The organism is Agromyces seonyuensis (genome assembly GCF_009789225.1).
Lineage (GTDB): Bacteria > Actinomycetota > Actinomycetes > Actinomycetales > Microbacteriaceae > Agromyces > Agromyces seonyuensis.
The window spans coordinates 16,335-33,862 of record NZ_WSTA01000008.1; the positions used below are offsets into that span (position 1 = coordinate 16,335).

Sequence of the window (17,528 nt, forward strand, 5' to 3'; positions counted from 1 at the left end):
CATGTCCGTCACCCGAGTCGCCGTCATCGGCTCCGGCCCGTCCGGCGCCTACACCGCGCAGCTGCTCACGGAGGAGTCGGAGTCGCCCGTCGAGGTCGACGTCTTCGACCGGCTCGCCACGCCGTTCGGGCTCGTCCGCTACGGCGTCGCCCCCGACCACCCCCGCGTCAAGTCGATCACGACCTCGTTCGCCGAGGTCTTCGACGAGACGCCCGGCGTCCGCTTCCTCGGCAATGTCGAGATCGGCCGCGACCTCTCGATCGCGGAGCTCCGCGAGCACTACGACGCCGTCGTCTTCGCGCACGGCGCCCCGCTCGACCGACGCCTCGGCATCGACGGCGAGGACCTCGACGGGGTCGACGCCGTCCGGCAGTTCGTCTCCTGGTACCAGGGCCACCCCGACCAGGCCGCCGACGCCTTCGTGCTGCAGGGCGGCACGCGCGCCGTCGTCATCGGCGTCGGCAACGTCGCCCTCGACGCGGCCCGGATGCTCGTGCGCGAGGTCGAGGACCTGCGCAAGACCGACATCCCCGAGCACATCGTCGAGGCCTTTGCCGCGAGCACGATCGACGAGGTCGTCGTCATCGGACGTCGCGGACCGGCGTTCGCGAAGTTCACCAACAAGGAGTTCATCGAACTGCTCGAGGTCGACTCGACCGACGTCGTCATCGACGCCGCCGATCTCGAGCTCGACGAGGTGCAGCAGGCGCACCTGGCGAGCGACCCGGCCGCAAAGCGCCTCGTCGCGACCTTCCAGAAGGCTGCGGACCGCGGAGTGCTCGGCCGCCGCAAGACGATCCGCTTCGTCTTCGACCGCACTCCCGTCGAGTTCCTCGGCGACGGCACGGTCACGGGCATCCGCCTCCGTGCGACGAGCGACCCGTCGGTCGTCGAAGACCTGCCGGTCGACCTCGCCCTCCGCTCCGTCGGCTACCTCGGCAAGCCGCTCGAGGGCCTCCCGTTCGACGAGCGGGCCGGCGTCGTGCCGAGCCGCGACTCGCGCGTCATCGACGGCGACGACGTCGTCGAGGGCGTGTACGTCGCCGGCTGGATCAAGCGCGGCCCGAACGGCGTCGTGGGCACCAACCGCAAGTGCGCTCTGGAGACCGTCGAGTCGGTGCTCGCGGACGTCGCCGCCCGCGGCGGCGCCTCCACTGCGTCCAGCGCCGAGACCGTCGACGCGCTGCTCCGCGGGCGCGACGTGCGGGTCGTCGACTGGAGCGACTGGCGCGCCATCGAGGCCGCCGAGATCGCCGCCGGCGAAGCCGTCGGCCGCGAACGCATCAAGCTCCACATCCGCGCCGAGCAGCTGCGCGCCGCCGAACTCGCCGGAGCGACGGCCGGTGTCTAGCTCCACCCTCCACGCGGACGGCTCGGTCGATTCGGCCGACGCCGTCCGCGTCGCGGTCGGTGCCGTCACCGACCCGGAGCTGCGCCGCCCGCTCGGCGAGCTCGACATGATCCGCTCGGTCGAGGTGCTCGACGGAGTCGCCTCCGTCGGCATCCTCCTGACGATCGCCGGATGCCCCATGGCGCAGCGCATCGAGCGCGACGTGCACGACGCCGCGTCCGGCGTTCCCGGGATCCACGACGTGCGCGTCGAGGTCGGTGTCATGGACGACGAGCAGCGCGCCGCACTCACCGCGAAGCTCCGCGGGGGCAAGCGCACCGCCGCGAACCCGTTCACGGCGGACTCGCTCACGCGCGTGATCGCGGTCACGAGCGGCAAGGGCGGCGTCGGCAAGTCGACCGTCACCGCGAATCTCGCGATCGCGTTCGCGAACCGCGGGCTTCGGGTCGGCCTCATCGACGCCGACGTGCACGGCTTCTCGATCCCCGCGCTCATCGGGCTCGTCGACGAGTCCGGCCGCATCCGCCGCCCGACCCACGTCGACGAGCTCGCGCTGCCGCCCGTCGCGTACGGCGTCAAGACCATCTCGATCGGGATGTTCCTGAAGCCCGGCGCCGAAGAGACCGCGGTGCCGTGGCGCGGTCCGATGCTGCACCGCACGCTCGAGCAGTTCCTCGGCGACGTCTACTTCGGCGACCTCGACGTGCTGCTCATCGATATGCCGCCCGGCACGGGCGACGCCGCGATCTCCGTCGGCCACCTGCTCCCCCACGCCGAGGTGCTCGTCGTCACGACGCCGCAGCGCGCCGCCGCGAGTGTCGCCGTGCGCAGCGGCCAGCTCGCCCGCCAGCTCGGCCAGCGCCTCCTCGGCGTCGTCGAGACGATGGCGCCGGCCGTGCTGCCCGACGGCTCGCCGTTCGAGCCCTTCGGCTCGGGCGGCGGGGCCGCGGTCGCCGAACGTCTCTCGACGCCCGACGACGAGATCCGCACGCTCGCCTCCATCCCCTTCAGCACGGCGCTGCGCGCCGGCGGCGACGCCGGACTGCCGGTCGTCGCGGAACATCCCGGCGACCCGGCCGCGCGCGCGTTCGCCGAGCTCGCGGCGACCTTGGCGGTGCGTTCCCGCGGTCTCGCGGGCATCAAGCTGCCGCTCTCGGTCGTCTGACGGCCCGACGACGAACCCCCGACGCCTGCGGCGCCGGGGGTTCTGCAGTTCCGGGCGGACCCCGAGCGTCCGGGACACGCCCCGCAGACGACGAGTGGCCGGACACGCCCGTGTCCGGCCACTCGCTGCTCGACCGCGCGACCATGCGACCGCGCAGGAGTCTCGTCAGCGCACTCCGGCCCCCACCGCATGCGCCGAGGGCGCGCCGGCCACGCCGTCGCCGAGCAGCGCTTCGACCTCATCGACCGAGAAGCCGACCTCGCCCAGCAGCCGGACGGTGTCGCCGCCGAGCGCCGGCGGGTACACCGGCTCGACCTCGGCCGTGTTGACGAACCGGATCGGCGTTGCGACGTTCTCGAACTCGGCATGTTCGCCCCGCACCGTGACGAGCGAACCGTCGTCGGCTTCGCGGGCATCCTGGAGCGCCTCGAGCACGTTGCGGACCGGGGCGACCGGGACGGAAGCGTCCGTCAGCAGCTCGACCCACTCGGCCGCGGGCCGTGTCGCGACGCGCGCCTCGAGGAGCTCCCAGAGCTCGACCTTGTTGCGGAGTCGCGAGGCCGCGTCGACGAAGCGCTCATCGGTGACGAGCTCCGGCACGCCGAGCACGCGGCAGAGTTCCTCCCACATGCGCGGGGTGTTCGCCGTGACGACGAACTCGCGCCCGTCGCCGCCGCGGAACGAGCGGTACGTCGCGATGGAGTCGTGCGCGGCGCCCTGCGGGCCGGGCGCGGTGCCGCGCACGGCCGTGTAGACGGCCTGGTACGAGAGCATCGCGAGCTGGCCGCGCAGCATCGAGACGTCGACGATGCGCCCCGTCCCGGTCTCGGCGCGGGCGCTCAGCGCCGCGAGAACGCCGATGACGGCGTAGAGCCCGGCCACGACGTCTCCGGCGGGGATGCCGAGTCGGGCGGCCGGGGCGCCGGGATGCCCGTTGAGACTCATCACGCCGCCGAGCGCCTGCACGACCATGTCGTAGGCCGGCCGATCGCGCCACGGCCCTTCCTGGCCGAAGCCGCTGATCGACGCCCAGACGAGCGAGGGATGCTCCGCCGTGATCGTCTCCGGCGCGAGCCCGAGGCGAGTCGTGACGCCGGGGCGGAAGTTCTCGACCACGACGTCGGCGCCGGCGATGAGGCGCTTCGCGACCTCGAGGCCGCGCGGCGATTTCAGGTCGAGCGCGATCGAGCGCTTGTTGCGGTTGTTCGCCAGGAAGTAGGCGCTGTCGCCGTCGACCTCGGGGCCGGCGATCGCGCGGCTCGAGTCGCCGTCGAGCGATTCGATCTTGATGATCTCGGCGCCGAGGTCGCCGAGCAGCTGCGTCGCCGACGGCCCGGAGAGGAACGTCGTCAGGTCGATGACGCGCACTCCCTCGAGCGGCGGACGGAGCGCGGTGCTCATGCCGCCTCGAACAGGTGGATCGTGCAGGCGCCGTGGTCGAGGCCGGCGGTCCCGCCGCCGGTGACGTGCGTCATCGCCCAGCGGGCATCCTCGATCTGGCGGTCGCCGGCGGTGCCGGTGAGCTGCCAGAATGCCTCGGCGATCTGCGCGACGCCCGAGGCGCCGACGGGGTGACCCTTCGCGAGCAAACCGCCCGACGGGTTGACGACGACGTCGCCGCCGAAGGTCGTGCGCCCGTCGCGGATGAGGGCGATGCCGCGGCCGCGCTCGGCGAGGCCGAACGTCTCGTAGTAGACGAGTTCGGCGATCGAGAACGCGTCGTGCAGTTCGATCATGTCGAGATCCTCCGGGCCGATGCCGGCGGCCTCGTACGCGTCGTGGGCCGAATGCTTGCTGATCTCGGGGGCGGTCATGTCGCGGTACCCCTCGGCGACCTGGCCGGAGTGCAGGATCGATGCGGCGACGCGCATGCCGCGCACGCCGAGGCGGGCGCGGGCCTGCTCGGAGGCGAGTACGACGACGGACGCGCCGTCGCCGGTCGGGCAGCACATGAGCAGCGTCAGCGGGTCGGCGACCGGGCGGGCGGCGAGCACCTCGTCGACGGTCACCTCGCTGCGGAACTGCGCGAACGGGTTGAGGGCGCCGTGCTTGCGGGCCTTGACGCTCACGAGCGCGAGGTCCTCGGGGGTCGCCTCGGTCTCGTGGAGGTAGCGCATGGCGCGCATCGCGTAGACGGCGGGCATGACGATGCCCTGCTTGACCTCGCGGTCCTCCGGCGAGAGCGGCAGCGTGCCGCCGCCGAACTGCGTGAGCTTCTCGACGCCGATCACGACCGCCACGTCGATGTCGCCGCGGGAGATGGCCTCCCACGCCTCGTGCACGGCGGTCGCGCCGGACGAGCAGGCGTTGTCGACGTTGACTGTCGGCACGGTGCCGAGGCCGATCTCCTTGCAGATGCGCTGGCCGGTCATCATGCCGCCGTACGAGTGGCCGACCCAGACGGCGTCGATGTCCTCCTTCGACACCCCCGCGCTGCGCAGCGCGTCGATGAGCGGCGGCACGGCGAGGCCGACGTAGGACGAGGAGCGGTGCTTGCCGAACGGCACCATGGCCGCCGAGACGACGTAGACGTTCTCGCTCATGGTCACTTCTCCTCTTCGGATGCTTCGGTTGCTTCGGTCGCGGCGGGCGCGATGGATGCGTCGGTCGCTTCGGGCGCGAACCACCAGGCATCCCCGTCGACGCCGAGGGCGACTCGGATGCCGGGCATCAGCGGAGCATCCTCGGTCTCGCGGAGGTCGGCGAGGGTGCGCACGTCGCCATCGAAATCGACGTAGCCGAGGGGACGGACGCCCTCGGCGCCCACGTGCAGACGGGTGAAGGTGTAGAGCACGCCGGCGGTCGGCAGGGCGACGCGCGTGACGTCGGTGCCGACGCAGTCGCTGCAGACGATGCGGGTGCCGATCATGGTGTTGCCGCAGGCGTCGCAGGTCGTGCCGACGAGCCGGGGCCCTTCGGGGAACTCGCCGAGGAGCCCGTCGGACTCGAGGTCGGCGACGGGGCTGGAGACGAGCACCTCGGTCGCGGTCGCGGCGGTCATGCGTTCACTCCGTTCTCCGCGAGGGCCCGCGCGATGGCGCGCGTCGGGCACACGTCGATGGCCTGCTGGATCTTGTCGTCGGCGTCGCCGTGGTCGTCGATCACGATCGCCACGCTGATGTCGTCGAGGTCGAAGGTCGCCGGCGCGTAGAAGGTGCACTGGCCGGAGCCCATGCAGCGGTCGCGGTCGACCGTCAGGAGGTCGGTGGACATCAGGACGCCACCGCCTCGTCGTGCTTGAGGTAGAGGTGCGTGTGACCGCGGAACTTGTAGCTGCGGATGAGGTTCCACTCGCGCTCGTCGACCGCCCCGTGCTTGCGCTCGTCGATCGTGATGCTCGTCGTGCGCTCGAGGAAGCGCTGGATGGTGAAGACGGCCTCGGCGCGGGCCAGCGGGGCGCCCGGGCACGTGTGGATGCCGCGGCCGAAGGCGAGGTGCTGGCGGGCGTTCGGGCGCTCGGTGTCGAACGTCGCGGGGTCCTGGAAGACGCGGCCGTCGCGGCCGGACGCGCCGTGCAGCAGCATGACGACGGTGCCGGGGGCGAGCTCGAGGCCGCCGATCTCGGTGGGGCGCTTCACGAGGCGGAACGAGCCCTTGATCGGGGCCTCGACGCGCAACGTCTCCTCGATGAACTTCGGGATGAGGGTGAAGTCGTTCCGCAGGCGCTCCTGCAGCTCGGCGTCCTCCGCGAGGCGCTGGAAGCAGATGCCCATGAGCTGCACCGTGGTCTCCTGACCGGCGGCGAACATGTTCGCGGCGATACGGGCGACCTCGATGGGCTCGGGCAGACCGCCTTCAGGGAAGGTCGCGAGGGCCATGCCGGTCAGGACGTCGTCCTGCGGCTCGGCGCGGCGCTCCTCGATCTTCGCGATGAAGTAGCCGTAGAGCTTCTCGATGCTGTTGTGGTGGTTGGCCTGCAGCTCGAGGTTGCCGAGCACGGGGCCCGGCTCTGCGGCGAGGGTGTCGAGGAGGAAGCCGTGGTCCTCGACGGGCACGCCGAGCAGGTCGGCGACGGCGAGGATCGTGAAGCCCTTGCAGTAGTCCCAGATGAACTCGCTCTCGCCCTTCGGCAGGATGCCGTCGAGGTAGCGGTCGGCGGTGTCCTTGAGGAACTGCTCGTTCTCCTTGAGGCGCTTCGGCGTGATGAGGCCCATGAGGATCGCACGGTGGTCGGTGTGGATGGGCGGGTCGAAGGTGACGATCTGGTCGTTCTGCGGGAAGAACGAGCGGTGCTGCTCGAGGAGTTCGGAGATGTCGTCGCCGACGACCTCGAAGGGCAGGTCGACGACCGGGCCGCCGGTGCGGTTGATCGACGAGTAGACCTCGGGCTGGTGGTAGACCTGCAGGGCCTCCTCGTAGCCGGTGACGATCACGACGCCGTACTTCGGCTCCCGGAAGACGGGGTGGTTGGCGAGCATGTGGTCGAACCACGGCTCGGCCTTCGCCGCGACGTCTTGGTCGGTGAAGAAATCGATGTCGGTGGGGTTCGTCAGGGCGGTGCTCATCGTGGGGTTCCTCTCTCGGCGATGCAGGGCTGGGGGCCTCGGCTGAAACGACGTCGGATCAGTGCCGGCCCTGCCGCCGTGCCGCGCTCAGGTGGTGCAAGAACTGCTTTGTTCCGTATTACCGAACATGCGTACCGTTGAACGGTACCATTAAGCTTCGCGTCTCACTCAGCGGCTGTCAAGCGATCGGCGAGGGGCCGCCCCGGCGCCGTTCGGCGCCGGGGCGGACGGAGTTCACTGGAAGCGTTTCGGGACCCCGTCGAGCAGGATCGTCTTCGTCTCCAGGTAGGGCGCGAGGCCCTGGATGCCGCCCTCGCGGCCGACGCCGGACTGCTTGAAGCCGCCGAAGCCCATCCGGGTGTCGGTCTTGAAGCCGTTGTTGCCGGCCGTGCCCGAGCGGAAGCGTCGCGTCGCGTACCAGGCCCGCTCGACGTCGTCCGTGAACACCGCGTTGTTCAGGCCGTACTGCGTCTCGTTGGCGAGCTGGATCGCGTGCTCCTCGTTCTCGGCCGGGATGACCGAGAGCACCGGGCCGAAGATCTCCTCCTGGGCGATCGTCGAGGCGTTGTCCACATTCGCGAAGACCGTCGGCTCGATGAAGTAGCCGCGCTCGAAGTGCGACGGCACGCCGCCGCCCGCGACGAGCGTCGCGCCCTCGCGCTTGCCCGCCTCGATGTGGTTCAGGACGCTCTGCTGCTGCTTCGCCATGGCGACCGGGCCGAGGTCGGTCTCGGGGTCGAACGGGTCGCCGACCCGCTTGGCACCGAAGGCGGCACCGAGCGCCGCCGCCATCTCGTCGTGGCGGTGCTTGGACACGATGACGCGGGTGAGCGACATGCAGACCTGGCCGCTGATCGAGCACTCCTGCTGGGCGATGGCCGCGGCGGCCGTGCCGAGGTCGTAGTCGTCGAGGACGACCGCCGCCGACTTGCCGCCGAGTTCGAGGGTGAACCGGGCGAGGCGCTCGCCGGCCGCCGACGCGATCTGGCGGCCGACCGGGCTCGAGCCGGTGAAGGCGACCTTGTCGACGCGCGGGTCGCGCACGAGTTGCTCCGAGACGCCGCGGTGGCCGTTGACGACGTTGAACACGCCCTTGGGCAGGCCGATCTCGTCGGCGATCTCCGCGAGGAGGTAGAGCTCGCCGGGCGACTCCGGCGGGGCCTTCAGCACGATCGTGCAGCCCGCGAGGAGCGCCGGCGCGATCTTGTACGCGGCGAGCGAGAGCGGGGTGTTCCACGCGACGATCGCGCCGACGACGCCGACGGGCTCGCTCACGACGACGCCGAAGGCGGAGAACTCGGGCTGGTCCCGCTTCTCCCATTCGTAGGTCTCGGCGAGGTCGGCGTAGTAGTCGAAGAGCGCGGGCACGCGCGACATCGAGGGCACGGCCATCCGGTACGTGGCGCCGACCTCGCGGCTCCAGAAGGTCGCGAGTTGCTCGGCGCGGGCGCGCATGCCGGCCGCGAACTTGCGGAGGTACTCGGCGCGCTCCTTCGGCTCGAGGAACGGCCACGGCGAGTGGTCGAACGCGCGGCGGGCCGCGGCGATGGCCGCGTCCATGTCCTGAGTCGACGTCTCGCCGATCTGGAGGAAGACCTCCTCGGTCGCGGCATCGATGACGTCGAGCTTGCGCTCGCCGGTGGCGGCGCGCCATTCGCCGTCGATGTACAGGCTGTCGGGGTGCTGCAGGCTGATCGGGGTCCCTCGGACCGTGAGCACGTCGGTCACGTGTCTCTCCTCACTTCATCGTGTTGCCGGATCCGGGGCGGATGCCCCGGGCCGTATTCGGTCGGGCGCGCGGCGCCCGCTGCGCGGGCATCCAGCGACGGATGCCCGCGCTGGGCGGTCAAGCGGCCTGACGCGAGAGGACCCCGCGGAGGGTCCAGCCGAGCCGGTCGGGAGCGATCCCGGCGAGCTCGAGGGCGTTCATGCCGAAGTCGACGGACAGGTGCGAACCGGAGACGTAGCCGGCGAGGTCGCTGCCGAGGAACGCGAGCACGCGCGCCATGTCGACGGACTCGGCGAGGCGGCCGGCGGGGCCGACCTCGGCCTCGACCTTGTCCTGGCCGCCCTTCATCTCGGCGAACTCGGCGAGCATGCCCGAGACGGTCATGGCCGGCAGCACCGCGTTCACGCGGATCTTGCGGAGGTCCGCGAGGCGCGAGACCTGCTCGGCGACCCACAGGTTGAGGGCGCGCTTGGAGAAGATGTAGCCGAGCGAGCCGGGGATGGAGCCGAACTCGGCCTCGTAGGCGGTCAGGCGGCCGACGACGTCGTCCCAGTCGCCGCCGCGCACGAACGGCTCGAGCTCCTCGCGGATCGCGGGGGTCTCCCAGCGCACGCCGCCGTTCGAGGTGACGAACGTGATCGAGCCGTGCTCGACGACGCGGTCGACGAGGTAGGTGTCGGTCACGTACTTGTTCGAGACGAAGTTGACCGTCATCGTCTCCATGAACGTGTTGTGCACGCCCGAGATGCCGGCGATCCCGAAGAACGCGTCGATGCGCTCGGGGATCTCGGCGAAGGCGGCGTCGATGGAGGCCTGCTCGCCGAGGTTCGCGATGATCGACTTCGCGATGCCGGGCACCGGCGGCTCGACTCGGTCGAGTGCGTAGACGTTCGCACCGAGGTCGACGAGGATCTCGGTGAGCGCACGGCCCATGCCGGACGCGGCACCGGTGACGACGACCGTCTTGCCGGCGTAGCCGAAGTAGTCGGACATTCCATTGCTCCTTGCTGGTTGATCGGGCGGGCCGCTTTCCGGCGGCCCGCCCTGGTTCGGTCCAGGCGGTCAGTGCACCGGGACGATGACCGCCGCTTCCTCGCCGGCCCGGACCTGGGAGGCAGCGCCCTTCGGGGTGCGGAGGAGCGCGGCGATGACGAACGCGGCGAGCGAGAGCACCGCGATAAGCGTGAAGACCGCGATGTAGCCGGCCTCCGACGAGAAGTGCGAGCCCTCGGCGATGTAGCCCGCCATGATCGACGTGCTGAGCGACGTGCCGACGCCCGAGAACGCGGTCTGGATGACGGTGTACATGCCGGTCGCCTCGCTCGTGTTCTTCGCCGGCGAGCTCTCGACGACGAGCATGGGCAGTGCCGAGAGGACGAACGCCGTCGAGACGGTGAGCACCACCTGGCTGACGATGAACATCGGGAACGAGTGCATCACCGCGGCGCCGAGCGCCGTCAGGACGGCTGCGAGGACGCCCGCGCCGGCACCGATCATCAGCGAGATGCGCGCGCGGCCGTTGCGGGCGATGCGGCCGCTGAGCGGCGAGAGGGCGAAGCCGAACAGGCCGATCGCGAAGGACACGGCGCCGGCGGCCGCGGCGGCCAGGCCGAAGCCGACGGGAGCCTCGGTCGGGTACTGCATGATCAACTGGCCGAGGTAGCCGGCCATGCCCATCGGGATGCCGAGCAGGGCGGCCGCGAGCATCGTGAGGCCGAGATTACGCTGCGAGAACAGGCGCACGTTGACCATCGGCGTCGCGTGGCGGCGCTCCCAGAAGTACCAGCCGACGAGCACGAGGACGCCGAGGCCGATGCATCCGAGAACGACCGGCGAGACCCAGCCGAGGCCGTGGGCGGCGTTGATGCCGAAGAGCACCAGCGCGAGGCCGGGGGCGAAGAGGATGCCGCCGAGCCAGTCGATGCGGTCGCGTGGCCCCTCCGGGGTGGAGCCGTGGAGGAAGAGCGCGCCGACGACGGTGACGACGGTCATAGCGATCGCCGCGACGAAGATGTAGCGCCAACCCGCCGAGTCGATGATGACGCCGGCGATGATGTTGCCCGCGGCGCCGGCCAGCATGGCCGTGCCCGCCACGAGCGAGACCGCCACGGTGAGGGACTTCGCGGCGACCGCCTCGCGGATGATGCCGAAGCAGAGCGGCAGCAGACCGCCCGCGAGGCCCTGCACCGCGCGACCGATGATGACGCCGGAGATGTCGGCGGCGAGCAGGCTGATGACGGAACCGGCGATCGAGGCGACGAGCAGGATGACGAGCACCCGCTTACGGCCGAAGATGTCCCCGAGCCTGCCGCTGATCGCCGCGGATGCGGCGCCGACGAGCAGGAAGCCGGTGAGCACCCAGCTCACCGCGCTCTCGGTGCTGTCGAACTCCGTGATCAACCCGGGCAGTGCCGTGTACATCATCGTCGACTCGAACGAGCTGACGATCGCCACGAGCATCAGGACGGCGATCACGAATCCGATCGGACGACGCTTCGCGGTCGTCGGATCGGACGTCTGGGTTGAGGTCATTGCCACTCTCCACATTGAGGTACGGCGCCGGGCGCGCCCCGTGCGGTCCACGCACGCGTCGCCCGGTGTTTCGGGGAACATCGCGGCGGCTCCAGCGCCACCGCTTGTCGTTGCTTCGTTGCTTCGCTATGTTCTGTTCTAAGGAACGCTTGATCCTTACAACAGGAACAGTGTGCGGCACGACTTCTCGGATGTCAACGCGGATGAGAGGTCTTTTTTGAGCGCGCCTGCTTAGTTCAAGCGAAACGAAAACGGCCCGCCGAGCAGTGCTCGGCGGGCCGTTCGCGTACGACCGTCAGGCCGGCGGCAGCGCCGCGACGAAGTCCGCATCGCGCTCGACGAGCCCGAGCTTCCGGCCGCCCTTCGAGATGTCGAGCCCCTCGAAGAACTGCTCGTTCACCTGGATGAAGTGCTCGTCCTCGCCGTCGAGCTCGTCGTCGTACCGGATCGCCTGCGTCGGGCAGACCGCCTCGCAGGCGCCGCAGTTGATGCAGAGATCCTGGTTGATGTACATCATCCGGCCACCCTCGAACAGGCAGTCCGCTGGGCACACCTGGATGCAGCTCTTGTCCTTCACATCGACGCACGCCTGCGTCACCACGAATGCCATCTCGTTCGTCCTCCTCGACTTCGTCGTCCGGATCGGCCCGTCTGGACTCACCCCGCCGGGATGAGTACACTGACGGAACTTCTAAGCGCTAGATTTCAAATCTAGCATCACGAAGCACAGATGTGACCAAAGCTGTTCACGACAGGAGAGCTCGATGACGACAGCGACCTTCTCGACGCAACGCGTCGACCCGTACAACCCCCCGGCCGAGCACCTCCGCCTCCAGCGCGAGGCGCCGGTCAGCCAGGTGCCGTGGCGCAACGACACGACGATCTGGGCGATCACCAAGCACGCCGACGTACGCACCGTGCTCGGCGACGCCCGCTTCAGCTCGGACCGCTCGCTGCCCGGACACCCGACCTTCGCCGGCTACACGTCCGCGAGCAAACTCAAGAACCTCATCGAGATGGACCCGCCGGAGCACACCGCGCAGCGCGTGCGCATCATGGGCGAGTTCACGGTCAAGAAGATCGGCCTCATGCGCCCCCGCATCGAGGAGATCGTCGAGGAGACGATCGACACGATGCTCGCGAGCGGGAACTCGGCCGACCTGGTCGAAGCGCTCTCCCTGCCGGTGCCGTCCGTGGTGATCGCGGAACTGCTCGGCGTCCCCTTCGAGGACCACGCACTCTTCCAAGAGAACAGCGCCATGTTCGTCGAGGCCGACGCGACGCCCGAGGAGCGCGTCGCGGCGATGGGCGCCCTCAAGCAGTACATCGGCGGCCTCGTCGCCGCGCGAGTCGAGCAGCCCGGCGACGACATCCTGAGCCGCCAGCTCGCCGCCGGGGCCTCCCCCGAGGAACTCACCGGCATCGGCTTCCTGCTGCTCATCGCCGGCCACGAGACCACCGCAAACATGATCTCGCTCTGCGTCGCGACGCTCCTCGACAAGCCCGAACTCCTGCAGCAGCTGCGCGACGACCCGAAGCTCATCCCCGGCGCCGTCGAGGAACTCCTGCGCTACTTCACGATCGCCGAGATCGGCGGCCTCCGCCTCGCGACGGCGGACCTCGAGGTCGGCGGCGTCGTGATCCCCGCCGGCGACTCGGTCTTCGCCCTGTGCAACACGGCGAACCGCGACCCGGAGGTCTTCCCGAACCCGGACGTCATCGACTTCACCCGCGGCGCCCGCAACCACGTCGCGTTCGGCTTCGGCCCGCACCAGTGCCTCGGCCAGAACCTCGCGCGCCTCGAGCTCGAGGTCGTGCTCGAAGCGGTCGTCCGACGGATCCCGACGCTGCGGTTCGACGGCTCGTTCGACGACATCTCCTTCAAGGAGTGGGGTCCGAACTACGGCGTCTACACGCTCCCGGTGGCGTGGTGACCATGGAACTGACCGCGAACCGCTCCACGTGCATCGGCTCCGGCCAGTGCGTGTTCACCGACCCCGACGCGTTCGACCAGGACGACGACGGCATCGTGCTCGTGCTGCGGCCGCAACCGTCGGCCGGCGACGAACTCGCCCGCGCGACCGAGGCCGTGCAGATCTGCCCGAGCCGCTCGCTCGTGCTCTCCGAGCAGTCGGCGTGAGCCCGACGAACAGAGATTGGAACAACGGATGACTTTGGAGCAGACCGCCGCCCCCGAGGCGCTGCCCGACCCCTACGAGCCCTGGCTCCGCCGCATCGCCGACGACCACGAGGCCGCACGCCACGAGGACGGCGTCCAGTGCCGCGGCTCCGTCGCGCTCATCGACGAGGCCGCGCGCCTGCGCGGCATCGCATCCGTGCGCCTCGGCCGCGCGATCTCGCTCGAGAAGGAGGTCGAGACCCGTCCCGACCGCCTCGCCGACGGCCGATCGATCGCCGAGGCCGAAGCCGCCCAGTGGCGCGCCCTCGGCAACGCCGAGCTCCCGAACGGGCACGGCAGCGTCGACCTGCAGGTCGCGATCGGCGCGCACGGGCGGCATGCCCACGGCGGCGACACGATCTCGTACGACGCGCACGGCGTGCACAACACCCACCTCGACGGGCTCGCCCACATCGGAGCCGACGGCACCTGGCACGGGCCGATCCCGATCGAGGCCTCGCAGACCGACGAGGACACGATGGTGCACTGGGCGCAGCACGGCATCGCGACGCGCGCCGTGGTGCTCGACATCGCGGCCGCCCGCGGCGTCGAGTGGGTCGCCGCAGGAGAGGCCGTGACGGCCGACGAGCTCGAGCGCGCCCTCGCCGCGACCGGGGTCGACTTCCAGCCGGGCGACGCCCTCGTCGTCTACCAGGGCCGCGACCGCTACGAGGCCGCCGGCAACGTCTACCCCAGCGGCGCCGCGGCGGTCACCCGCCCCGGCATCGGCGCCGACGGCGCCGCCTGGATCGCGTCGAAGGAGCCCGGGCTGCTGCTCTGGGACTTCCACGACGCGCGGGACAACGCACGCGGCTCCCTCGAGGTGCACAACCTGATCTCCGCGATCGGGCTCTGCATCGTCGACAACTGCCTGCTCGGACCCGCGGTCGCGACGCTCCGGGAGGCGGGCGCCTCCACCGGGCTCGTCGTGGCGGCCCCGACCGCGATCCACCGCTCGACGGGCGTGCTGATCAATCCGCTGCTGCTCTACTGAGCCGCTGCACGGACCGCGAGCGGGGCCGGCGTCCCTGGAGAGGGGAAGCCGGCCCCGCTCGCGTCGCGCGCCCGAGGAACGTACCACCCGAACATCCGACACCCCAGAAACGGAGCAGCACATGACCACGTCCTTCGAGGGCAAGGCCGGCCTGGTGACCGGCGCCGGAAGCGGCATCGGCCGCGCGACCGCACTCCTCCTCGCCGCCCGCGGCGCGAAGGTCGTCATCGCCGACATCGCAGACGAACCCGGGCTCGAGACCGTCCGACTCATCGAGACGGCCGGCGGCACCGCGGCGTTTCAGCACACCGACATCACCGACGAGGCATCCGTCGCCGCGCTCGTCGACTCGGTCGCCCGGCGCTACGGCTCGCTCGACTTCGCGCACAACAACGCTGCCGGCGGCATCGCGCAGCACGAGCTCGCCGACTACGACAGCGACCTCAACGCCTGGGCGCTCAAGCTCTACCTCGAGGGGCCCTATTTCTGCCTCAAGCACGAGTTGCGCTACATGAAGGAGCACGGCGGCGGCTCGATCGTGAACACGGCGTCCCTCGCGGGCCTCTTCCCCTCGCCGCTCACCGGTCCGTACACCGCCGCGAAGCACGGCATCGTCGGCTACACGAAGAGCGCTGCGCTCGAGTACGGCCGGTACGGCATCCGCGTCAATGCGGTCTGCCCCGGCGTCGTCCGGACCGGCCTCACGAAGGACCTGCCCGAGGCCTACATCGGCCCGGTGACCGCCGGTCAGGTGCTCAAGCGCCTCGCCGAGCCGGAGGAGATCGCCGAACCGGTCGTCTTCCTCCTCTCCGACGCGGCCTCGTTCATGACGGGCGCGATCGTACCCGTCGACGGCGGCGCCTCGACTTCGACGACCTCCGTCGAATGAGCACGAGATCCGGGCAGGGCGATGCGACGACTGCCGGTGCCGCCGTCGGCACGCGCTCGTCGGTGCGGTTCGCCGCGCTCGGTGACGCCGGCGTGCCTGCGATGCCCGTGGCCCGGTAACCGCCGCCACGACGACGAGGGTGCCGGCCGCGGGAACGCGGCCGGCACCTTCTCGGTCGGTCGGCTCTCAGTCGAGCGGGAAGTGGCACGCCGCGTACTGGCCCGGGCGCACCTCCCGCATCTCCGGCTCCTCCGTGGCGCAGCGCTCCTGCGCGATCGGGCAGCGCGTGCGGAACCGGCATCCCGAGGGCGGGCTGAGCGGCGACGGGATGTCGCCGCCGAGCGCCGGGCCGGCGAAGCCCTCCTCGCTCTCCGGGGACGGCACGGAGTCGAGCAGGCCGCGGGTGTACGGATGCGCGGGGCGCGCGTACACCTCGATCGAGTCGCCGAACTCGCACGTCTTGCCGAGGTACATCACGAGCACCTTGTCGCTGAAGCTGCGCACGACGCCGAGGTCGTGGGCGATGAAGACGATCGTGAGGTCGTACTTCGCCTTGAGCTCCTCGAGCAGGTTGAGCACCTGCGCCTGCACCGAGACGTCGAGCGCCGAGACGGGCTCGTCGCAGATGAGTAGGCCCGGCTGCACGGCGAGCGCGCGCCCGATCGCCACGCGCTGCGCCTGCCCGCCGGAGAGCTGCCGCGGCAGCATTTCCGCGAAGCGCTCGCTCGGCAATCCGACCTGCGTGAGGATCTCGGGCGCCTCGGCGTCCCGCTTCGACTTCGCGACGCCGGCGATCGCGGCGCCCTCCATCACGAGCTCCTTGACCGAGCGGCGCGGATTGAGCGAGCTCACCGGGTCCTGGAAGATCATCTGCATGTCGCGTCGCAGTTCCCGCATGCGGTTCGGCGATGCTGCGACGATGTCGTCCTCGCGATAGCGCACGCGGCCGCCGGCGATCGGGTCGAGCTTCAGCACCGCGCGACCCGTCGTCGACTTGCCGCAGCCGGACTCGCCGACGATGCCGAGGGTCTCGCCGGGCAGCAGGTCGAAGCTGACGCCCGCGACCGCTTTGAAGGCGCCGCGCGCCGTGTGGTACTCGACCTCGAGGTCTTCGACGGAGAGGATCGCCGCATCGCCGCGCAGGTGCGCGCTGCCGCTACCGGCCAACGAGCTCACCTTCTTTCATGTTCACCGGGTGGAAGCAGGCGGCCGCGTGGCCGGCGCCGACGTCGACCATCGGGGGTTGCTCGGTCTCGCAGGCGGCCGAAGCCGCGGCGCAGCGCGGCGCGAACCGGCAGCCGGCGGGCGGATCGGTCGGCGACGGCAGCGAGCCCGAGATGACGTCGAGCGGCGCGTGGCGCTGATGCTCGATCGACGGCGTCGCGCCGAGCAGCGCGCTCGTATAGCGGTGCTGGGGCTCCTCGAACACGTCGTGGCTGCCGCCGATCTCCGCGAGCCGGCCCGCGTACATCACCGCGGTGCGGTCGGTCCGGCCGGCGACGACGTGGAGGTCGTGGGAGATCAGCATGAGCGACATCCCGCGTTCCCGCTGCACGCGTCGGAGCAGGTCGAGGACCTGGCGCTGGATCGTCACGTCGAGCGCGGTCGTCGGTTCGTCGGCGATGAGCAGCGTCGGTTCGCATGAGAGCGCGACGGCGATCATGACGCGCTGACGCATGCCGCCGGAGAGCTCGTGCGGGTACGCGCGGAGGCGCCGTTCGGGGTCGGGGACGCCGACTTCCTTGAGCAGGTCGAGCGCGCGCGAGTTCGCCTCGCTTCGGGAGACGCCGAGGTGGCGGCGCATGCCCTCCGTGAGCTGGCGTTCGATGCGCACCACGGGGTTCAGCGACCGGCCCGGGTCCTGGAAGACCATGGCGATCTCGGGGCCCCAGATCTGCCGGAGGTCCTGTTTCGACAGGCCGAGCAGGTCCTTGCCGTCGAATCGGAGCTCACCGGTGCGAGCCGATCGCGCGGGCATGAGGCCCATGATCGCCCGCGCCATGACCGACTTGCCCGACCCGGACTCGCCCACGATGCCGAGGGCTTCGCCGCGGCGCACTTCGAACGAGACCCCGTCGACGGCCTTCACCACACCGCGCGGCGAGCCGATGTACGCGTGGAGGTCGGTGACCTCCAGGAGCAGTTCACTCATCCTTCATCCTTCCGGGTGAGGGATCCCGGGGG

General features: G+C 70.6%; 17 protein-coding genes. 6 read left to right on the forward strand and 11 right to left on the reverse strand.

Annotated elements, in window-relative coordinates; translation table 11 throughout:
- Position 1 precedes the first annotated feature (1 nt).
- The gene (locus tag GB864_RS03155; protein WP_160422898.1) at positions 2-1,351 is read left to right on the forward strand and encodes an FAD-dependent oxidoreductase; all 1,350 of its coding nucleotides are present in this window, start codon (positions 2-4) and stop codon (positions 1,349-1,351) included.
- Complete coding sequence (locus tag GB864_RS03160) at positions 1,344-2,516, forward strand: Mrp/NBP35 family ATP-binding protein (protein ID WP_336603852.1); 1,173 nt, start codon at positions 1,344-1,346, stop codon at positions 2,514-2,516. The genes GB864_RS03155 and GB864_RS03160 overlap by 8 nt, the downstream gene beginning before the upstream one ends.
- A gap of 165 nt (positions 2,517-2,681) precedes the next feature.
- Here GB864_RS03160 and GB864_RS03165 read toward each other — a convergent pair whose 3' ends face one another.
- From GB864_RS03165 to fdxA, 9 genes are all read right to left on the reverse strand, one after another.
- Positions 2,682-3,917, reverse strand: a complete 1,236-nt coding sequence (locus GB864_RS03165) for a CaiB/BaiF CoA transferase family protein (RefSeq protein ID WP_160422899.1) — start codon at positions 3,915-3,917, stop codon at positions 2,682-2,684.
- On the reverse strand, positions 3,914-5,059 hold the full coding sequence (locus GB864_RS03170) for a thiolase family protein (RefSeq protein ID WP_160422900.1): 1,146 nt from the start codon (positions 5,057-5,059) through the stop codon (positions 3,914-3,916). The genes GB864_RS03165 and GB864_RS03170 overlap by 4 nt, the downstream gene beginning before the upstream one ends.
- Positions 5,060-5,061: 2 nt before the next feature.
- Positions 5,062-5,517 carry a Zn-ribbon domain-containing OB-fold protein gene (locus GB864_RS03175; protein WP_160422901.1) on the reverse strand — a complete coding sequence of 152 codons (456 nt, stop codon included), beginning with the start codon at positions 5,515-5,517 and terminating at the stop codon, positions 5,062-5,064.
- Complete coding sequence (locus tag GB864_RS03180) at positions 5,514-5,729, reverse strand: ferredoxin (RefSeq protein ID WP_160422902.1); 216 nt, start codon at positions 5,727-5,729, stop codon at positions 5,514-5,516. The genes GB864_RS03175 and GB864_RS03180 overlap by 4 nt, the downstream gene beginning before the upstream one ends.
- Entirely contained in the window at positions 5,729-7,021 is a 1,293-nt protein-coding gene (locus GB864_RS03185; protein ID WP_160422903.1) for a cytochrome P450, read from the reverse strand. Before GB864_RS03185 ends, GB864_RS03180 begins: the two co-directional genes overlap by 1 nt.
- Positions 7,022-7,255: 234 nt before the next feature.
- Positions 7,256-8,749 (reverse strand): aldehyde dehydrogenase family protein, encoded by a 1,494-nt coding sequence (locus GB864_RS03190; protein ID WP_202106949.1) that lies wholly within the window; start codon positions 8,747-8,749, stop codon positions 7,256-7,258.
- Positions 8,750-8,867: 118 nt separating this feature from the next.
- Positions 8,868-9,743: an SDR family oxidoreductase gene (locus GB864_RS03195; RefSeq protein WP_160422904.1), complete on the reverse strand. Its 876-nt coding sequence runs from the start codon at positions 9,741-9,743 to the stop codon at positions 8,868-8,870.
- A gap of 69 nt (positions 9,744-9,812) precedes the next feature.
- A complete protein-coding gene (locus GB864_RS03200) occupies positions 9,813-11,282 on the reverse strand; it encodes an MFS transporter (RefSeq protein WP_160422905.1) in 1,470 nt (489 codons plus the stop codon).
- Between the two features lie 295 nt (positions 11,283-11,577).
- Positions 11,578-11,892 carry a ferredoxin gene (fdxA, locus tag GB864_RS03205; RefSeq protein WP_160422906.1) on the reverse strand — a complete coding sequence of 105 codons (315 nt, stop codon included), beginning with the start codon at positions 11,890-11,892 and terminating at the stop codon, positions 11,578-11,580.
- Between the two features lie 154 nt (positions 11,893-12,046).
- On the opposite strand from fdxA, the gene GB864_RS03210 reads away from it, so the two are divergent.
- From GB864_RS03210 to GB864_RS03225, 4 genes are all read left to right on the forward strand, one after another.
- Entirely contained in the window at positions 12,047-13,216 is a 1,170-nt protein-coding gene (locus GB864_RS03210) for a cytochrome P450 (protein WP_160422907.1), read from the forward strand.
- 2 nt (positions 13,217-13,218) lie between these two features.
- On the forward strand, positions 13,219-13,422 hold the full coding sequence (locus tag GB864_RS03215; protein ID WP_160422908.1) for a ferredoxin: 204 nt from the start codon (positions 13,219-13,221) through the stop codon (positions 13,420-13,422).
- Positions 13,423-13,450: 28 nt separating this feature from the next.
- Entirely contained in the window at positions 13,451-14,455 is a 1,005-nt protein-coding gene (locus GB864_RS03220; RefSeq protein ID WP_160422909.1) for a cyclase family protein, read from the forward strand.
- A 121-nt stretch (positions 14,456-14,576) separates the two neighbouring features.
- Positions 14,577-15,344, forward strand: coding sequence for an SDR family NAD(P)-dependent oxidoreductase (locus GB864_RS03225; RefSeq protein WP_160422910.1), 768 nt, complete (start codon positions 14,577-14,579; stop codon positions 15,342-15,344).
- Between the two features lie 186 nt (positions 15,345-15,530).
- Here the strand turns inward: GB864_RS03225 and GB864_RS03230 are convergent, their stop codons facing one another.
- Together GB864_RS03230 and GB864_RS03235 are read right to left on the reverse strand one after the other, a co-directional pair.
- Positions 15,531-16,511, reverse strand: coding sequence for an ABC transporter ATP-binding protein (locus GB864_RS03230; RefSeq protein WP_160422911.1), 981 nt, complete (start codon positions 16,509-16,511; stop codon positions 15,531-15,533).
- A complete protein-coding gene (locus GB864_RS03235) occupies positions 16,501-17,496 on the reverse strand; it encodes an ABC transporter ATP-binding protein (RefSeq protein WP_160422912.1) in 996 nt (331 codons plus the stop codon). The genes GB864_RS03230 and GB864_RS03235 overlap by 11 nt, the downstream gene beginning before the upstream one ends.
- Between the last annotated feature and the right edge of the window lie 32 nt (positions 17,497-17,528).

Excerpts from the sequence above, each read along its gene's own strand:
- GB864_RS03155 (WP_160422898.1), top strand. The coding sequence starts at position 2 with ATGTCCGTCACCCGAGTCGCCGTCATCGGCTCCGGCCCGTCCGGCGCC.
- GB864_RS03165 (WP_160422899.1), bottom strand. The coding sequence starts at position 3,917 with ATGAGCACCGCGCTCCGTCCGCCGCTCGAGGGAGTGCGCGTCATCGAC.
- GB864_RS03170 (WP_160422900.1), bottom strand. The coding sequence starts at position 5,059 with ATGAGCGAGAACGTCTACGTCGTCTCGGCGGCCATGGTGCCGTTCGGC.
- GB864_RS03175 (WP_160422901.1), bottom strand. The coding sequence starts at position 5,517 with ATGACCGCCGCGACCGCGACCGAGGTGCTCGTCTCCAGCCCCGTCGCC.
- GB864_RS03180 (WP_160422902.1), bottom strand. The coding sequence starts at position 5,729 with ATGTCCACCGACCTCCTGACGGTCGACCGCGACCGCTGCATGGGCTCC.
- GB864_RS03185 (WP_160422903.1), bottom strand. The coding sequence starts at position 7,021 with ATGAGCACCGCCCTGACGAACCCCACCGACATCGATTTCTTCACCGAC.
- GB864_RS03195 (WP_160422904.1), bottom strand. The coding sequence starts at position 9,743 with ATGTCCGACTACTTCGGCTACGCCGGCAAGACGGTCGTCGTCACCGGT.
- GB864_RS03200 (WP_160422905.1), bottom strand. The coding sequence starts at position 11,282 with ATGACCTCAACCCAGACGTCCGATCCGACGACCGCGAAGCGTCGTCCG.
- fdxA (WP_160422906.1), bottom strand. The coding sequence starts at position 11,892 with ATGGCATTCGTGGTGACGCAGGCGTGCGTCGATGTGAAGGACAAGAGC.
- GB864_RS03210 (WP_160422907.1), top strand. The coding sequence starts at position 12,047 with ATGACGACAGCGACCTTCTCGACGCAACGCGTCGACCCGTACAACCCC.
- GB864_RS03215 (WP_160422908.1), top strand. The coding sequence starts at position 13,219 with ATGGAACTGACCGCGAACCGCTCCACGTGCATCGGCTCCGGCCAGTGC.
- GB864_RS03220 (WP_160422909.1), top strand. The coding sequence starts at position 13,451 with ATGACTTTGGAGCAGACCGCCGCCCCCGAGGCGCTGCCCGACCCCTAC.
- GB864_RS03225 (WP_160422910.1), top strand. The coding sequence starts at position 14,577 with ATGACCACGTCCTTCGAGGGCAAGGCCGGCCTGGTGACCGGCGCCGGA.
- GB864_RS03235 (WP_160422912.1), bottom strand. The coding sequence starts at position 17,496 with ATGAGTGAACTGCTCCTGGAGGTCACCGACCTCCACGCGTACATCGGC.